Origin of the sequence: Tenacibaculum larymnensis, assembly GCF_028829235.1 — a bacterium.
GTDB classification, from domain to species: domain Bacteria; phylum Bacteroidota; class Bacteroidia; order Flavobacteriales; family Flavobacteriaceae; genus Polaribacter; species Polaribacter larymnensis.
Window position 1 is genome coordinate 57,466 of the sequence record NZ_JAIWJY010000008.1, and the last position, 15,569, is coordinate 73,034.

The 15,569-nt window shown below is 32.1% G+C and carries 20 protein-coding genes; 13 read left to right on the top strand and 7 right to left on the bottom strand.

The features are described 5' to 3' along the window. Window positions 1–64: 64 nt before the first annotated feature. Together LCI24_RS12155 and LCI24_RS17015 are read right to left on the bottom strand one after the other, a co-directional pair. Window positions 65–442: a cupin domain-containing protein gene (locus LCI24_RS12155; RefSeq protein ID WP_274640612.1), complete on the bottom strand. Its 378-nt coding sequence runs from the start codon at window positions 440–442 to the stop codon at window positions 65–67. 11 nt (window positions 443–453) lie between these two features. Further along, window positions 454–1,413, bottom strand: coding sequence for a bifunctional helix-turn-helix transcriptional regulator/GNAT family N-acetyltransferase (locus LCI24_RS17015; protein WP_313814245.1), 960 nt, complete (start codon window positions 1,411–1,413; stop codon window positions 454–456). Between the two features lie 157 nt (window positions 1,414–1,570). Here LCI24_RS17015 and LCI24_RS12170 point away from each other — a divergent pair, with 157 nt between their 5' ends. The 12 genes from LCI24_RS12170 to ettA all read left to right on the top strand — a co-directional run bounded on the left by LCI24_RS12170 (window position 1,571) and on the right by ettA (window position 9,623). Next, a complete protein-coding gene (locus LCI24_RS12170) occupies window positions 1,571–1,921 on the top strand; it encodes a DoxX family protein (RefSeq protein ID WP_274640613.1) in 351 nt (116 codons plus the stop codon). Next, complete coding sequence (locus LCI24_RS12175) at window positions 1,921–2,331, top strand: OsmC family protein (RefSeq protein ID WP_274640614.1); 411 nt, start codon at window positions 1,921–1,923, stop codon at window positions 2,329–2,331. The genes LCI24_RS12170 and LCI24_RS12175 overlap by 1 nt, the downstream gene beginning before the upstream one ends. Further along, a complete protein-coding gene (locus LCI24_RS12180) occupies window positions 2,332–2,862 on the top strand; it encodes an NADPH-dependent FMN reductase (protein ID WP_274640615.1) in 531 nt (176 codons plus the stop codon). 17 nt (window positions 2,863–2,879) lie between these two features. Beyond that, window positions 2,880–3,311: a (4Fe-4S)-binding protein gene (locus LCI24_RS12185; RefSeq protein ID WP_274640616.1), complete on the top strand. Its 432-nt coding sequence runs from the start codon at window positions 2,880–2,882 to the stop codon at window positions 3,309–3,311. Between the two features lie 2 nt (window positions 3,312–3,313). Next, window positions 3,314–3,595, top strand: a complete 282-nt coding sequence (locus LCI24_RS12190) for a GNAT family N-acetyltransferase (protein ID WP_274640617.1) — start codon at window positions 3,314–3,316, stop codon at window positions 3,593–3,595. Window positions 3,596–3,688: 93 nt separating this feature from the next. After that, window positions 3,689–3,937, top strand: a complete 249-nt coding sequence (locus LCI24_RS12195) for a glutaredoxin family protein (RefSeq protein ID WP_274640618.1) — start codon at window positions 3,689–3,691, stop codon at window positions 3,935–3,937. A gap of 56 nt (window positions 3,938–3,993) precedes the next feature. Next, window positions 3,994–4,434, top strand: coding sequence for a MarR family winged helix-turn-helix transcriptional regulator (locus LCI24_RS12200; protein WP_099216225.1), 441 nt, complete (start codon window positions 3,994–3,996; stop codon window positions 4,432–4,434). A 79-nt stretch (window positions 4,435–4,513) separates the two neighbouring features. Next, window positions 4,514–4,816, top strand: coding sequence for a phosphoribosylpyrophosphate synthetase (locus LCI24_RS12205; protein ID WP_099216224.1), 303 nt, complete (start codon window positions 4,514–4,516; stop codon window positions 4,814–4,816). 153 nt (window positions 4,817–4,969) lie between these two features. Then, window positions 4,970–5,443 (top strand): hypothetical protein, encoded by a 474-nt coding sequence (locus LCI24_RS12210; protein ID WP_274640619.1) that lies wholly within the window; start codon window positions 4,970–4,972, stop codon window positions 5,441–5,443. Window positions 5,444–5,572: 129 nt separating this feature from the next. Then, the gene (locus LCI24_RS12215; RefSeq protein WP_274640620.1) at window positions 5,573–7,597 is read left to right on the top strand and encodes an NADPH-dependent 2,4-dienoyl-CoA reductase; all 2,025 of its coding nucleotides are present in this window, start codon (window positions 5,573–5,575) and stop codon (window positions 7,595–7,597) included. Window positions 7,598–7,734: 137 nt separating this feature from the next. Then, window positions 7,735–7,911 carry a CAL67264 family membrane protein gene (locus LCI24_RS12220; RefSeq protein ID WP_099216284.1) on the top strand — a complete coding sequence of 59 codons (177 nt, stop codon included), beginning with the start codon at window positions 7,735–7,737 and terminating at the stop codon, window positions 7,909–7,911. Window positions 7,912–7,931: 20 nt separating this feature from the next. Next, window positions 7,932–9,623 carry an energy-dependent translational throttle protein EttA gene (gene ettA / locus LCI24_RS12225; protein WP_274640621.1) on the top strand — a complete coding sequence of 564 codons (1,692 nt, stop codon included), beginning with the start codon at window positions 7,932–7,934 and terminating at the stop codon, window positions 9,621–9,623. Window positions 9,624–10,315: 692 nt separating this feature from the next. On the opposite strand, the gene LCI24_RS12230 is transcribed toward ettA, so the two are convergent. The 5 genes from LCI24_RS12230 to argS form a co-directional block, all read right to left on the bottom strand. After that, a complete protein-coding gene (locus LCI24_RS12230; protein ID WP_274640622.1) occupies window positions 10,316–10,504 on the bottom strand; it encodes a hypothetical protein in 189 nt (62 codons plus the stop codon). Window positions 10,505–10,598: 94 nt separating this feature from the next. Next, the gene (locus tag LCI24_RS12235) at window positions 10,599–11,051 is read right to left on the bottom strand and encodes a hypothetical protein (protein WP_274640623.1); all 453 of its coding nucleotides are present in this window, start codon (window positions 11,049–11,051) and stop codon (window positions 10,599–10,601) included. Window positions 11,052–11,115: 64 nt separating this feature from the next. Then, complete coding sequence (gene lpdA, locus LCI24_RS12240) at window positions 11,116–12,504, bottom strand: dihydrolipoyl dehydrogenase (protein ID WP_274640624.1); 1,389 nt, start codon at window positions 12,502–12,504, stop codon at window positions 11,116–11,118. Window positions 12,505–12,537: 33 nt separating this feature from the next. After that, a complete protein-coding gene (locus tag LCI24_RS12245) occupies window positions 12,538–13,134 on the bottom strand; it encodes a hypothetical protein (RefSeq protein WP_274640625.1) in 597 nt (198 codons plus the stop codon). Window positions 13,135–13,149: 15 nt separating this feature from the next. After that, on the bottom strand, window positions 13,150–14,922 hold the full coding sequence (gene argS, locus LCI24_RS12250) for an arginine--tRNA ligase (protein WP_274640706.1): 1,773 nt from the start codon (window positions 14,920–14,922) through the stop codon (window positions 13,150–13,152). A gap of 122 nt (window positions 14,923–15,044) precedes the next feature. Between argS and LCI24_RS12255 the strand changes: the two genes are divergently transcribed. Beyond that, complete coding sequence (locus LCI24_RS12255; protein ID WP_274640626.1) at window positions 15,045–15,560, top strand: YkgJ family cysteine cluster protein; 516 nt, start codon at window positions 15,045–15,047, stop codon at window positions 15,558–15,560. The last annotated feature ends 9 nt before the right edge of the window (window positions 15,561–15,569 follow it).

Below are 15,569 nucleotides of genomic sequence, written 5' to 3' on the forward strand. Positions count from 1 at the left end.
GTAGTAGCTCTCTTTTTAAAAGAGAGCTTTTTCATTTTGATAATAATATTTTTCAATAAAAGCTTTAATATTTTTGAGTATCAATAGATTTTGTAATAGGAGTTATTACATCACCAGTGTGTTTAGTAGATTTTGTTTCAATAAGCATAATTAAACACTCTTCCAAAGAGCTAACTCTATGATTGATACCTTTAGGAACTACGTATAGATCTCCTGTTTTCATTGTAAAACTAGGTTGGTTTTCAATTTCCATTAGAAGATTTCCATCAATAATATAAAAAAGCTCATCCTCATCTTCATGATTATGCCACGGAATATCTTCTCCTTTAATTTTAGCTATTTTAACGTATTCATTATTAACCTCAGAAATTATTTTAGGAGAAAAATATTCTTTTAACTTTTCAGCTTCTTGTAGGATGTTAATTGTTAGAGTTGTATCCATATCGTAAATTATCAAGACTTTGTTTTCAGTTCCATTTTAATGTTACAACGTTCGTATGGGCAACCTTCTTCCACGGGGATTTCTAAAAAGCCAAATTTTCTATAAATGTAAATAGCATTTTCTAGCTTTGTGTTAGAGTAAAGAACGAGTTTGTCAAAATTATTTTCTTTAGCAAAATCAATACAATGCTGCATAAGCTGTTGTCCTATTTTGTAACCTCTGTGTTTTGGTGAAACAGCCATTTTAGTTAGTTCATAAACGTTGGGTTCGTTCATTGGCATCAAAGCAACAGTACCTACAATTTCATTATTTAATGTAGCAAAGAAAATATGTCCTCCTTTGTTAATAATATATGTATGAGGGTTGCTTAAAACTTTCTTATCATAAGGTTCTACGTAGAAAAATGTTTCTAACCATTCAATATTCAAATCATAAAAAGAGGAGCTGTATTCTTCTTTAAATGTGGTAATTGCTACAGTGTTTTTTGTTGTATTCATTTTTATATGTTCAATAATAGCTTTACTGAAGGGTTTTTCGTTAAATTTAGCTTCTAACTCATTTATAAGTTCAGTTAGAGACTCAGATTTTATATTTGTATACTCTTTAATAATGTACTCAATACTGTTCCAAATTGGGGTAACACTTTTGATAAGTCTTTTTCCTTTATCGGATACAAAAACAACTTTTTTTCGCTTATCTAACTTATCTTCTTTTAGAATGATAAGTTCTTTTTTTTGAAGTTTATTAATTGCTTGCGTTGTAGCAGGTTGTGATGTTTTTAAACTGTTGGTAATCTCAGTATTTGTTACACCATCTTTGTTTTTTATAATTTTAAAAGTAGGGAATAGGTAAGGGTCAAAGTCAATATTAAACTCATCATATACCAATTGTGTTTCACGCATCATATATTCACTAGTTCTCTTTAATCTAGAACCTAAACCTATTTCTCCTAATCCTTTTAATGCATCCATTTATGAAATATAAGTACTTATATAATTGCAAATATAAATGTTTTTTTGATTTCAAACAGTTGCTTATTAATTTTAATAAACACCTAGAAAATATATACCATGGAAAATAATTGAAATATTTTATATATTTGTAAAAGAATTTTAACAACAATTAAAAATGAAAAGAGATAAAATTATTTTTTATGTAGCTACAGGCTTGTTAACACTATTGATGTTTTTTTCAGCAGGAATGTATTTTTTTAACCATGGAGAAGTAGCTAAAATGTTTACAACATTTGGGTATCCAACATACATTATTTATCCCTATGCAATAGCAAAAATATTAGGTTTAGTAGCATTGTGGTTTTTTAGAGGGAAGTTTATAAATGAATGGGCATATGCAGGCTTTTTCTTTGCGTTCATTCTTGCATTTTTTGCTCATTTTATGATTGGAGATGGAGAGCAAACAGGTGCTGCAATTGCAATGGTACTAGTAATAGTTTCGTATATTTATAGTAAAAAAATATAATGAGCAATAATCCAACATCAACAGTTACTTTAACTGAACGAAATTACTTAGCAGAAGGTAAAATGAGAAATCATTTTGCCGTTATTGATGAACCTTTAGATAAAGGAGGAGACGATAACGGACCAACCCCAGTAGAATATTTATTAACTGCAATTGGCGGTTGTGTATCAATAACACTGCGAATGTACGCAGAAAGAAAAGGGTGGGATTTAGGAAGAGTTACAGTAAATGTCAGTCAAAAAGAACAATTAACTCCAGAAGGAATTAAAAAATCATTAGTAGAAGAAATTTCTTTTGAAAAGGAAGTTACGGATGAGCAACGTGTCAAATTATTAGAAATAGCAGGTAAGTGCCCAGTAGCTAAAATGGTGAAGGGAGAAACTGAAATCGATTCAAAAATAACAACATAAATGAAGAGTATAATCGCTTTTGCGGGGAGTAATAGTAAAAAATCAATAAACAAACAATTAGTAATATACGCTTCAGGTTTTTTAAAGGAAGTTGAGGTTTCTGTATTAGACTTAAATGATTATCCATTACCTATTTATGGAGTTGATAAGGAAGCGGAAAGCGGTATTCCAGAAAATGCAGTAAAATTTCTGGATAAAATTAAAAAAGCTGATGGGATTGCGGTATCGTTAGCTGAACATAACGGAAATTTTACGGTAGCTTTTAAAAATATAATAGATTGGATGTCGCGTATTGAGCAGAAAGTATGGCATAATAAACCTATGTTACTATTATCAACTTCCCCAGGAGGTAGAGGTGGAGCATCATCTATGTCCATAGCAAGAAATGGTTTTCCACACATGGGGGCAAATGTCATAGCGGATTTTTCTTTACCAAAATTTTATGATAACTTTAAAGACGGAAGGGTTGTAAATGAGGAGTTTAATGAAAAAATAAAAGAGGCCGTTGCAACTTTCCAAAAAGCAGTATAAACATAAAATTTAATATTATGTCAGAAGCAAAGGAAATTGTAAAAAAATATAGTAATGATGATATTACTGTAGTTTGGAAACCAAATACATGTATCCACTCAAAAAAATGTTGGAAAGGATTGATACAGGTTTTTAATCCACAAAATAGACCTTGGATTAATATGGATGGAGCAACTACAGAAAGAATTAAAAAACAAGTAGAAGAGTGTCCATCAGGAGCTTTATCATACATTTCAAAAAGAGAAGATAATCAAGCAGCAGCTCATACAGAAACTAAAGTAGAAGCTCTAGAAAATGGCCCTTTATTAATCTACGGAACCTTGCATGTAACCAATACAGATGGTAGTACAGAAAAGAAAAGTAAAACAACTGCTTTTTGTAGGTGTGGAGCTTCTCATAATAAGCCATATTGTGACGGTACGCATGTAAAGGTAGAGTTTAAAGGATAATCATGAAGGTACAGCAAGAAGACAAAGGAGGTAAGGGAGAGTTTTATATTGAAGTTAATGGAAGTAGGGATGCATTAATGACTTACACTTGGGCAGGGAAAGATAAATTAATTATAGATCATACCAAGGTTGGAGATAGTTTAAGAGGAAAAGGAGCCGGATACAAGTTAGTAGCAGCTTCAGTTGAGTTTGCGAGGAGTAAAAATATTAAAATCCTTCCTTTATGTCCGTTTGCTAAATCAGTTTTTGATAAAAAGCCAGAATATTCAAACGTTTTAGCATAAACAAAATTCCTTTTCAGTATTTGTAAAGAGTTTATATTCCTTGGTATATAAATGTGTGTTTTGTATTTTTGTACTCAAAATAAGGAGGTTAAAATGAAGATAGTTTTATACGGTAGAAAAGGACATGCACATACAGTTGCATATAAAAACTTTCTAAAATCTGCAGAAGTATCATTTGAATACAAAGATGTTTCTGTTGATAACGAAGCAAAGGAGCATACTAAAGAATTGTATGAAGGTCAAGTAAAATATCCAACACTATTTGTTGATGAAGAAGTGTACTTAACACCATCATCGGACACTTTTAACAAATTAATGCAAGACTTAAAGTTAAAAGGGTAATCTTTTTTATTAAATAATATAAACCGGCTAATGGCTAATAGTCGATAACCAAAACAATGGGAGATATTTCAAAAGACATCAATTCAAAATTTCCAAATAATAAAATCAAAGCTTTTATAAATATTAAATATACTGCTAACTGGATAAACAGTAAAGAAAATGAGTTTTTTAAGCAGTACAGTATTTCTCCACAACAATTTAATATTCTTCGTATTTTAAGAGGAGCAAAAAAAGCAATAAAAGTTCAAACAATTAAAGATAGAATGATTGAACGAGCTCCGAACGCCACAAGATTAATGGATAAATTATGTGAGAAAAACTTAATTGACCGTGAAAGATGTGAAGATGATAGAAGAGTGGTTTATATAAGTATTACCCAACAAGGAAAAAAGCTTTTAAAAACAATAGATGATAAATTGCATTTAGATTTTATTGATAATTTAACAGAAGAAGAAGCCACACAACTTAGTGGTTTACTGGATAAAATAAGACAGTAAATTTTGTGCTTATTCATTAAATAAATAGGAAATCTAGTTTAAATATTGTATCTTTTAGGAAAGTGAAACAATAGAAGTTATGTATACATATGATACACTTTCAGAAGCATTAAAAGATTTACAGAAAAGAGGTTTTACTCTTGATTTTAACTTGAAGGAAAAAGAAATAGAGAGTAAAAATACTAAAGAAATTTTCTCTCCAGATACCTTTGAAGTTGTAGAGGTATATCGATTTGAAGGCATGAGTAGCGCAGGAGACAATTCTGTTGTATATGCAATTCAGACGAAAACAGGTGTTAAAGGAGTTTTAGTTGATGCTTATGGAGTGTATGCTAACTCTCTTTCTCCAGAAATGATTCAAAAATTAAAAATAGTACGATAATTTAAAAACCAGAGGATATCGTAGATAAAAAAGAGTTATTTCCCTTAAAAAATTAAGATGTTTTCCTTATGTAATAAATAACCTTTTGCCTATAAGTTTCTAAATAGAGGTAAGATATATTTGGGCTAATTAATTAACCCAAACTAATATTTTATGAAGACTTTAAAAACCCTAATGCTGGTAAGTATCTTTTTCATGGTATTTGCATCATGTCAAAACGAAGAAACAGTACTACCAAACGAAACTCAGACAGAAGCAGCCGATGCAAAAGCTGCAAAATCCACAGATGATTTAAGATTAGATTACCATGAAGACTACGGAGTAGTTAGAGCGGATGAATACCCAATGAATCCAGAAGGTGTTGCAAAACCAACCTTAGATTTATTTTTAGAAAAAGGAAACCTTAAAAAAGAAGATTTAAAAAGTTACCGTATTGTAAAAGATGAATTTTCAGGTATAGGTTTAGCAGAGCATAGAATGGAGGATGGTAATGTAATACAAGTACCGCACGAGTATGAAAGGCAACCAGTTTATAGGTTTGAAGCTGAACTAAATGATGGAACTAAAGTTAGAATTATTATAATTATAATATGTTCAAATGGTTTAATTATAATCATTTGGTGGTAATAAAATAAGTAAGTATTTCTAAAAGACCTTATACACAAGTATGAGGTCTTTTTTATATGAAAAACATATTATAAAAATATGTATCTTGCAATTTGTTATGCGTGCATAATATTTTATAAAAATAAAACAATGAAATACAAACATATTTTCGAGCCATTAGACTTAGGTTTTACTACTTTAAAAAATCGAGTATTAATGGGCTCTATGCATACTGGTTTAGAAGAAGAAAAAAATGGAATTGAACGTATTGCTGCTTATTATGCAGAACGTGCGCGTGGAGGAGTAGGTTTGATTGTTACAGGAGGGATTGCTCCTAATATTCAAGGGTGGACAGCGCCTTTTTCTGCTCGTATGAGCACAAAAAAACATGCCCGTGAACACAAAGTAATTACAGAAGCAGTTCATAAAGAAGGAGGTAAAATATGTATGCAAATTTTACATTCAGGTCGTTATGGATATCATCCATTTAACGTAGCTCCTTCAAAAATCAAATCACCAATAACACCTTTCAAACCATTTGCCTTAAAGCAATCAGGAATAAGAAGGACAGTAAAAGACTTTGTAAACTGTGCTAAGTTATCACAAGAAGCAGGATATGATGGAGTAGAAATCATGGGGTCTGAAGGTTATTTAATCAATCAGTTTATAGTAACAAGAACAAATAAACGAACCGATGATTATGGAGGGAAATATGAAAACAGAATTCGTTTAGCAGTAGAGTTAGTTCGAAAAATTAGAGAAACAGTTGGTGAGCATTTTATCATTATCTATCGTTTATCAATGCTAGATTTGGTAGAACAAGGAAGTTCTTGGGAAGAAGTGGTACAACTAGGAAAAGAAATAGAAAAAGCAGGAGCTACCATTATCAACACAGGTATTGGTTGGCATGAAGCACGAATACCTACTATTGCAACCTCAGTACCTAGGGCTGCGTTTACTTGGGTAACTAAAAAAATGAAAGAAGAATTATCTATTCCGTTAGTTACTTCTAACAGAATTAATATGCCTGATACTGCTGAGAAAGTACTAGCAGAAGGACATGCAGATATGATTTCAATGGCACGTCCGTTTTTAGCAGATCCAGAATGGGTAAATAAAGCGAAAGAAGAAAGAGTAGACGAAATAAACACTTGTATAGCTTGTAATCAAGCTTGTTTAGACCATGCTTTTCAGAAAAAAGTGGCAAGCTGTTTAGTAAACCCAAGAGCATGCCATGAAACAGAGCTAAACTATAATCCAACATCAAAAAAGAAAAAAATAGCAGTTGTAGGTGCAGGACCAGCAGGATTAGCAGCTTCAACAGTAGCAGCACAAAGAGGACATGATGTAACCTTATTTGATGCAGATAAAGAAACAGGAGGGCAATTCAATATTGCAAAACAGATTCCAGGAAAAGAAGAGTTTTATGAAACCATCCGTTACTTTAATAAGCAGCTAGAATTACACAACGTAAATGTAAAGTTAAACACAAGAGTTTCTGCAGAAGATTTATACAATGGTAATTTTGATGAGGTTGTTTTAGCAACAGGAATTACGCCAAGAACTCCAAGAATAGAAGGTGTAGAGCACGAAAAAGTATTGAGTTATATAGATGTTGTAAAATTAAAGAAACCCGTTGGTAAACGTGTTGCGGTTATTGGAGCAGGAGGAATTGGTTTTGATGTTTCAGAATACTTAGCTCACGAGGGAGAGAGTACTTCTTTAAATGTAGATGCTTGGTTAGAAGAATGGGGAATAGATAAAACATTAGAAGCACGTGCAGGAATTGAAGGAATTGCTCCAAAAATTCATCCTTCACCTAGAGAAATATTTATGTTCAAGCGTAGTTCAGGGAAGTTTGGAGGAAATTTAGGAAAAACTACAGGATGGATTCATCGTTCAGTATTAAAAAGGAAAAAAGTACAGTTTATTAATGAGGTACAGTACACAAAAATAGATGACGAAGGTTTGCATTATGTTCAAAATGAAGAACAAAAAGTATTACCAGTAGATAATGTAATTATTTGTGCAGGTCAAATTCCGTTTAAAGAATTATTAGAACCATTAGAAGCTAAAGGAATGAAAGTACATGTAATTGGAGGAGCAGATGTTGCAGCAGAATTAGACGCAAAGAGAGCCATAAATCAAGGAAGTAGGTTAGCTGCTGAACTTTAGTTTATACATAAATTTAAAATCACTAAAAAAGTCTTGCCAATGCAAGACTTTTTTTATGCACACAACTACAGTGAATAAGTCTAAATAATTACCGATATTTGTAGCTCACATTTTTTTGAAAAAAGTAAATTATGGCAATGAACAAAAACACTGTCCTAGGTTGGGCAACGCTTATAATGGTATTAATGGGGATTTTACTTATATGTTTAGCAGTATTTAAGTATGATGAAATAGCTGGATATGGCTTTGGAGCTGTTGGTTTAGGTTTTTTTGCAAATGCATGGGTATTTAATGCCTTAAAAGGAAGAGTTTAATTAAAGAAAAAAATAAAGAAATGAGCGACGATAAAAAAGTCATTTTTTCAATGAATAAGGTCTCTAAGACCTACCAAAGTACAGGAAAACAAGTTTTAAAAGATATTTATTTAAGTTTCTTTTATGGAGCTAAAATTGGTATTTTAGGTTTAAACGGTTCGGGTAAATCTACTTTATTAAAAATTATAGCAGGAGTAGAAAAAAATTACCAAGGAGATGTTACATTTTCACCAGGTTATAAGGTTGGATATTTAGAACAAGAGCCACAATTAGATGAAAACAAAACTGTTTTAGAAGTTGTTAAAGAAGGAGCAGCAGAAACTGTTGCTATTTTAGATGAATACAACAAGATAAACGACATGTTTGGTTTAGAGGAAGTGTATTCTGATGCAGATAAGATGCAAAAATTAATGGATCGTCAAGCTGAACTACAAGATAAAATTGATGCATCTAATGCTTGGGAGTTAGATACTAAGTTAGAAATTGCCATGGATGCGTTACGTACGCCTGAAGGTGATAAAAAAATAGGAGTATTATCAGGAGGAGAGCGTCGTCGTGTAGCCTTATGTCGTTTATTATTACAAGAACCAGAAATTTTATTATTAGATGAGCCTACCAACCACTTAGATGCAGAATCTGTACATTGGTTAGAGCACCATTTAGCACAATATAAAGGAACCGTAATTGCAGTAACGCACGACCGTTATTTCTTAGATAATGTAGCAGGATGGATTTTAGAGTTAGATAGAGGAGAAGGTATCCCTTGGAAAGGAAATTATTCATCTTGGTTAGATCAGAAGTCAAAACGTTTGGCTCAAGAAAGCAAGACAGCATCTAAACGTCAAAAAACATTAGAACGAGAGTTAGAATGGGTACGTCAAGGAGCAAAAGGTCGTCAAACAAAGCAAAAAGCACGTTTGAAGAACTATGAGAAGTTAATGAGCCAAGACCAAAAGCAAACGGAAGAAAAATTAGAAATCTATATTCCAAATGGTCCACGTTTAGGAACGAATGTAATTGAAGCTACTGGTGTTTCTAAAGCTTACGGAGATAAGTTATTATATGAAAACTTAGAATTTAATTTACCACAAGCAGGAATTGTAGGAATTATTGGTCCAAACGGAGCAGGTAAGACTACTATTTTTAGAATGATTATGGGAGAAGAAACTCCTGATGCTGGAAGTTTTAAAGTAGGAGAGACAGCCAAAATTGCTTACGTAGACCAATCACATTCAAACATAGACCCTGAAAAATCTATTTGGGAGAACTTTTCAGAAGGTCAGGATTTAGTGATGATGGGAGGTAAGCAAGTAAATTCGAGAGCTTATCTAAGTCGCTTTAACTTTTCAGGAAGTGAGCAAAACAAAAAAGTAGCTACTTTATCAGGAGGAGAACGTAACCGTTTACATTTAGCAATGACTCTAAAAGAAGAAGGTAACGTATTGTTATTAGATGAGCCTACTAACGATTTAGATGTAAATACGCTACGAGCTTTAGAAGAAGGTTTGGAGAATTTTGCAGGTTGTGCTGTAGTAATTTCGCACGATAGATGGTTCTTAGACCGTATTTGTACACACATCTTAGCCTTTGAAGGAGATAGTCAAGTGTATTTCTTTGAAGGTTCTTTCTCTGATTATGAAGAGAATAAGAAGAAACGTTTAGGAGGTGATTTAATGCCTAAGCGAATTAAATACAAGAAGTTAATTAGATAAAATTATTGTCTAATATTTTATAAAATAAAACTCGAAGTTAGCAGCTTCGAGTTTTTTCTTTTTCTATAACAATTGTCCCCTCAATGTAAAACTGTTTTGTAGATAGTTTTTCATAGTATAGCGAATTGTGTTAAAGTTTTCTTAACAACAATTATTATGCCGTAAACTCAATAAAATAACATTTTTATTGAATTTATGTTATTTTTTACCGTTTTACGGTAAATTATCTGTTTTTAGTACTGTGTAAAAAACCTCACCATTTATTGATGAGGTTTATAAGTATTTATATTTCATGAGTTTAGTAGCACTTTTCAAAGTAGCCATCAACACAGCAATATGGAACATCAGTAATACAGTGTACAGGAGAAGGGTATTGGCTGTTACAGGCCAAACCTTCTCTAGGGCATATGCTAGTAATTCCACCAGTAATAGATTTTTGCTCAGATACTTTTAAGACAAGCCCAATGTTTGAAATATTTTTTAACATAATCATAAATTTTAAAGTTGTTATAAATTTATGTATTAAGTCAAAAGTAAACTTTAGAAAAACCGTAATAAATGTAAGGTAATTATGTATTTTAAAAACAAACCTCACCAATTAGGTGAGGTTTACGAACTTTTATATGTTCTCTAATAATCCTTTTTCGAAACTTTAACTAAATTAATAGCTCTTTGTGTTATAAGGTTTACTATTAACTACATATTTCATAAAAACCATTAACGCAACAAAAGTCAGCAGCTGGAAGGCATTCAGAAGGAAATTGAGATCCATTAGGACAACGATCTCCTAAAGAACATTCTTTCATGTCATTTCCTCCTTTTACTGATTTTTGCTCTTCTTTCTTTAAAATAGTTCCTACTTTTAAAATATTTCTTAACATAAGTGTAAATTTTTATTGTGAAACAAATTTATATTATAGAAGTCAAGAAACTTGATTAAAAACCGTAATAAGAATAAGGGAATTACGTACTTTTTTAATTATGAAAAGCAGCATTATGCGCTAAATCTCCGTTACAACTGTTACACTTTCCAGTAGTATCTGCCCCTCCAGCACAACCGTTGGTACAGGTATAGTGATATTGTCCAGCAGCATTAGGTCCAGAAGTAGTCTGTGTTACAGGAGTTGATATTGGAGAGTTGGAAGTTTTATTTTGTGTATTGTGAAATCCTTGGTTATGAGCAAGAGGAGTTTTACAAACAGGGCAAGAAGTACCTTGAACACTTGAAGTACCTCCTTCACACTTTTTAGGGCATATATAATGCGCTCCTCCAATAATATTAACAGAATTATTGTTGTTATTTGGAAGTTGTGGAGTTGGACGTTCACTAAAAGGAACCGTTAATGGATTTACGGGTGTTTTCTTTTCTTCTGTTTTACAAGAATAAAAACAGCATAATAAAACGAATATTGAGAGTATTTTTTTCATATTCAAATATAAAAAAACCTCGTCAAAAAAGACGAGGTTATAATTTATATAAAGTTTGTAAATTTTATAAATGAATTACTTCATCATAAGCATCTGCAACAGCTTCCATAACCGCTTCACTCATGGTTGGGTGAGGGTGAATTGCTTTTAATACTTCATGACCAGTAGTTTCTAATTTACGACCTAAAACAGCTTCAGCAATCATGTCAGTTACACCAGCACCAATCATATGGCATCCTAACCATTCACCATATTTAGCATCAAAAATAACTTTTACAAATCCGTCAGGAGTTCCAGCAGCTTTAGCTTTACCTGAAGCAGAGAATGGGAATTTTCCAACTTTTAATTCGTAACCTTTTTCCTTTGCTTGCTCTTCAGTTAAACCAACAGAAGCAATCTCAGGAGTAGCATAGGTACAACCAGGAATGTTTCTATAGTCGATAGTTTCAGTATGCAGACCAGCAATTTTTTCAACACAGGTAATTCCTTCTGCAGAAGCAACGTGAGCAAGAGCAGGACCAGGAGTTACATCACCAATAGCATAATAACCAGGAATGTTAGTTTGATACCAATCGTTTACTAAGATTTTATCTCTATCAGTAATAATACCCACATCTTCTAAACCGATGTTTTCAATATTGGTTTTAATACCAACAGCTGATAATACGATGTCTGCTTCTAAAATTTCTTCTCCTTTTTTAGTTTTAACGGTAGCTTTTACTCCATCCCCAGAAGTATCAACAGCTTCTACAGAAGAACTAGTCATTACTTTAATTCCAGCTTTTTTGAAAGAACGCTCCATTTGTTTAGAAACATCTTTATCTTCTACAGGAACAATTGTTGGCATAAACTCAACAACAGTAACGTCAGTTCCCATTGAGTTATAGAAGTGAGCAAACTCAACTCCAATAGCACCAGAACCTACAACAATCATTGATTTTGGTTGTTTAGGTAAGCTCATAGCCTCACGATATCCGATAACTTTTTTACCGTCTTGAGGTAAACTTGGTAACTCACGTGAACGAGCTCCAGTTGCAATAATGATATGGTCAGCTGAATACTCAGTTACTTTACCATCTTTATCAGTAACATCAACTTTTTTACCAGCTTTTACCTTTCCAAAACCATCGATGATGTCTATTTTATTTTTCTTCATTAAGAACTGAACACCTTTGCTCATTCCTTCAGCAACACCACGACTACGTTTAATAACCGCTTCAAAATCTTTATCGATTGCTTCTGCTTTTAAACCGTACTCATCAACATGTTTTAAATAATCATATACTTGAGCAGATTTTAATAATGCTTTGGTAGGAATACATCCCCAGTTTAAGCAAATTCCACCTAAGTTTTCCTTTTCAACTACAGCGGTTTTAAATCCCAATTGAGATGCTCTAATGGCAGTTACATAACCTCCAGGACCACTTCCGATTATTAATACGTCGTATTTCATGTCGTTTATTTTTACTTGTTGTTTGTTAAATATTTATTTACAATTTTCATTGTAATGTTCAATAATATTTCCTGTAATTGAATTTATTTTGTCTTCAAAATTCTTTTTTAAACTTTTTTTATCTTTTATAAGCTCAGAAAAATTATTACAATGAGAAACATATTTCGAAATGACTCTTCTGTATTTATTTCCTTTTTCATTATTCGGTAATTTTTCAGCAAAGTCTGTATTACTTTTACCTATAAAGTAAGTTGTATAGGTTCCACCTCCAAACCCATTATGAAGTGTAGGAGATTGAGATTCTAAAGAGTATAAATCTAATTTTTCACCTTTAATTTCCCTTTTTAATAGATAAATATATCTGTTTTTTATTGTTATTTTATAAATATATTCATCCCCAAACCTAAATTTCAGACTCTTAACATCTTTTTCATCATAAACTATTTTCTCACAATCAGATGTTTTTTTAAATTTTATTTTTCCTCCATAGTTGGTTATTTTCACAAGACCTTCTATTTTATTTCCATTTCTTAAATAAATGGTACCTTTCTCATATGTGTTAAAAATAGATTGAGCGGAAGTGTTTAATGAAAATAAAAATAGTAAAAATAATAAAATGACTTTCTTCATAAATAGCTTAATTAATTACATTCTTTCAGGAACTTGAATTCCTAATAATTTGAATGCAGATTTTATGGTGTCAGCTACTTTTTTAGATAATTGAACTCTAAACACTTTTTTATCTTGATTTTCTTCTCCTAAAATAGATACGTTTTGATAGAATGAGTTAAACTCTTTTACCAAATCGTATGTGTAATTAGCAATAACAGCAGGTGAATAATTATTTGCTGCTTGCTGAATTACTTCAGGGTACAATTCTAATTGCTTAATTAATTCTTTCTCTTTCTCGTGTAATTCTACTGATACCGAAGAAGAATAATCAAAGTTAGCTTTACGTAAGATTGATTGAATTCTCGCATAGGTGTATTGTACAAACGGACCTGTATTTCCTTGGAAGTCTACGGATGCTTGTGGGTCAAACAAAATTCTCTTTTTAGGATCTACCTTTAAAATGAAGTATTTTAAAGCTCCTAATCCGATAATTTTATATAACTCCTCTTTTTCCTCAGTAGAATACCCTTCTAACTTACCTAACTCTTGTGAAATTTCACGAGCTGTATTGGTCATTTCATCCATTAAATCATCGGCATCTACTACAGTCCCTTCACGAGATTTCATTTTTCCAGAAGGTAAATCAACCATTCCGTAACTTAAGTGGAATAATTGCTTAGCCCAAGAGTACCCCAGTTTTTGTAAGATTAAGAATAAAACCTTAAAGTGGTAGTCTTGTTCGTTACCTACGGTATATACCATTCCATTTACATCAGGAAAATCTTTAGAACGTTGGATAGCAGTACCAATATCTTGCGTCATGTACACCGCAGTTCCATCCGAACGTAATACTAGTTTTTCGTCTAGTCCTTCGTCAGTTAAATCACACCAAACAGAACCATCTTCTTTTTTGAAGAAAACACCATTTTTAAGTCCTTCTTCAATAACATCTTTTCCTAATAAATAAGTGTTGCTTTCGTAGTATAATTTGTCAAAGTTAACTCCGATGTTTTCATAAGTAACATCGAACCCTTTATATACCCATCCGTTCATCATTTCCCAAAGGGCTACAACTTCCTTATCACCAGCTTCCCATTTACGAAGCATTTCTTGTGCTTCTAAAAATAATGGGGCTTGTTTTTTAGCATCTTCTTCAGAAGTGCCAGAAGCGACTAATTCGCCAATTTCTTTTTTATACTCTTGATCAAACTTTACGTAGTAATTACCAACCAGTTTATCTCCTTTCAATCCAGTTGATTCAGGAGTTTCGCCTTCTCCAAATTTTTTCCAAGCTAACATCGACTTACAAATGTGGATACCACGATCGTTGATAATTTGTGTTTTGTAAACTTTATGCCCTGCAGCTTTTAAAATTTCAGCAACAGAATATCCTAATAATACATTACGAACATGTCCTAAGTGCAAAGGTTTGTTGGTGTTTGGAGAAGAATACTCTACCATTCGAGCATCTGTTTCGTCTTCTTTTACAAAACCATACCTTGCATCTGCTGCAATTTCATTAAAAAAGTTTACATAAAAAGAATCGTCAACGACTAAGTTTAAAAAACCTTTTACAACATTGTAACTGGTAACTTCGTTGATGTTTTCAACTATATATTTACCTAAATCTTCACCAATTTGAACCGGATTTCCTTTTTTGTACCGTAGTAAAGGGAAGACAACAACAGTTATGTCTCCTTCAAAATCTTTACGGGTTGCTTGAAATTCTACACTAGGAATTTCTACATCATACAAGGCTAAAAATCCTTCTTTTACTTTCGTTTCTATTAACGATTGAATATTCATTGGTTCTTTTTGATTATCGCACAAAATTAGTGTTTTTAATTTTTTCTTCCCATCAATTTTAAGGATGATTTTTTGATTCATGATTATAGCATACTTAGTTGATGCTTTTGTACCTTTGCACCATGGATAAAGACCTTGAAAACTTACCAAAATTAGCCAAAGACGCTTTACAAGAAAATAAGAAGTATTTTCAACGATTAAAGAAAAGAACACCTAAACGCTTAGATTTACTAATGCAAGAGTTGCATGAGGAAGAATTTGAACGTACGGATTGTTTAGAATGTGCAAACTGTTGTAAAACAACTTCACCAATCTTTACCGAAAAAGATATAGAGCGTATAGCAAAACACTTAAAAATGAAGGTGGTTGATTTTACAAATCAGTATTTACAGCGAGATGAAGATAATTTTATGGTCTTACAATCAGCTCCATGTACTTTTTTAGACGAATCTGATAATACTTGTTTTATTTATGATGTTCGTCCAAAAGCTTGTTCAGAATATCCACATACGAATCGAAAAAAGTTTATCCAAATAGCAGATTTAACTATTAAAAATACAGAGGTTTGTCCTGCTACTTATAGGATAGTTGAGGAATTGAAAAAACGTCTACCACAATCGGGAAGTTCTAAAAAATAAGTTGTTATA

What these genes read in the sequence shown, in the direction of transcription:
- LCI24_RS12210 (WP_274640619.1), top strand. Translation starts at nt 4,970, where the DNA reads ATGAAGACTTTAAAAACCCTAATGCTGGTAAGTATCTTTTTCATGGTA.
- LCI24_RS12195 (WP_274640618.1), top strand. Translation starts at nt 3,689, where the DNA reads ATGAAGATAGTTTTATACGGTAGAAAAGGACATGCACATACAGTTGCA.
- LCI24_RS12180 (WP_274640615.1), top strand. Translation starts at nt 2,332, where the DNA reads ATGAAGAGTATAATCGCTTTTGCGGGGAGTAATAGTAAAAAATCAATA.
- LCI24_RS12185 (WP_274640616.1), top strand. Translation starts at nt 2,880, where the DNA reads ATGTCAGAAGCAAAGGAAATTGTAAAAAAATATAGTAATGATGATATT.
- LCI24_RS12175 (WP_274640614.1), top strand. Translation starts at nt 1,921, where the DNA reads ATGAGCAATAATCCAACATCAACAGTTACTTTAACTGAACGAAATTAC.
- LCI24_RS12235 (WP_274640623.1), bottom strand. Translation starts at nt 11,051, where the DNA reads ATGAAAAAAATACTCTCAATATTCGTTTTATTATGCTGTTTTTATTCT.
- LCI24_RS12245 (WP_274640625.1), bottom strand. Translation starts at nt 13,134, where the DNA reads ATGAAGAAAGTCATTTTATTATTTTTACTATTTTTATTTTCATTAAAC.
- argS (WP_274640706.1), bottom strand. Translation starts at nt 14,922, where the DNA reads ATGAATATTCAATCGTTAATAGAAACGAAAGTAAAAGAAGGATTTTTA.
- LCI24_RS12220 (WP_099216284.1), top strand. Translation starts at nt 7,735, where the DNA reads ATGAACAAAAACACTGTCCTAGGTTGGGCAACGCTTATAATGGTATTA.
- LCI24_RS12200 (WP_099216225.1), top strand. Translation starts at nt 3,994, where the DNA reads ATGGGAGATATTTCAAAAGACATCAATTCAAAATTTCCAAATAATAAA.
- LCI24_RS12255 (WP_274640626.1), top strand. Translation starts at nt 15,045, where the DNA reads ATGGATAAAGACCTTGAAAACTTACCAAAATTAGCCAAAGACGCTTTA.
- LCI24_RS12205 (WP_099216224.1), top strand. Translation starts at nt 4,514, where the DNA reads ATGTATACATATGATACACTTTCAGAAGCATTAAAAGATTTACAGAAA.
- LCI24_RS12190 (WP_274640617.1), top strand. Translation starts at nt 3,314, where the DNA reads ATGAAGGTACAGCAAGAAGACAAAGGAGGTAAGGGAGAGTTTTATATT.
- LCI24_RS12230 (WP_274640622.1), bottom strand. Translation starts at nt 10,504, where the DNA reads ATGTTAAGAAATATTTTAAAAGTAGGAACTATTTTAAAGAAAGAAGAG.
- LCI24_RS12170 (WP_274640613.1), top strand. Translation starts at nt 1,571, where the DNA reads ATGAAAAGAGATAAAATTATTTTTTATGTAGCTACAGGCTTGTTAACA.
- ettA (WP_274640621.1), top strand. Translation starts at nt 7,932, where the DNA reads ATGAGCGACGATAAAAAAGTCATTTTTTCAATGAATAAGGTCTCTAAG.
- LCI24_RS12155 (WP_274640612.1), bottom strand. Translation starts at nt 442, where the DNA reads ATGGATACAACTCTAACAATTAACATCCTACAAGAAGCTGAAAAGTTA.
- LCI24_RS12215 (WP_274640620.1), top strand. Translation starts at nt 5,573, where the DNA reads ATGAAATACAAACATATTTTCGAGCCATTAGACTTAGGTTTTACTACT.
- LCI24_RS17015 (WP_313814245.1), bottom strand. Translation starts at nt 1,413, where the DNA reads ATGGATGCATTAAAAGGATTAGGAGAAATAGGTTTAGGTTCTAGATTA.
- lpdA (WP_274640624.1), bottom strand. Translation starts at nt 12,504, where the DNA reads ATGAAATACGACGTATTAATAATCGGAAGTGGTCCTGGAGGTTATGTA.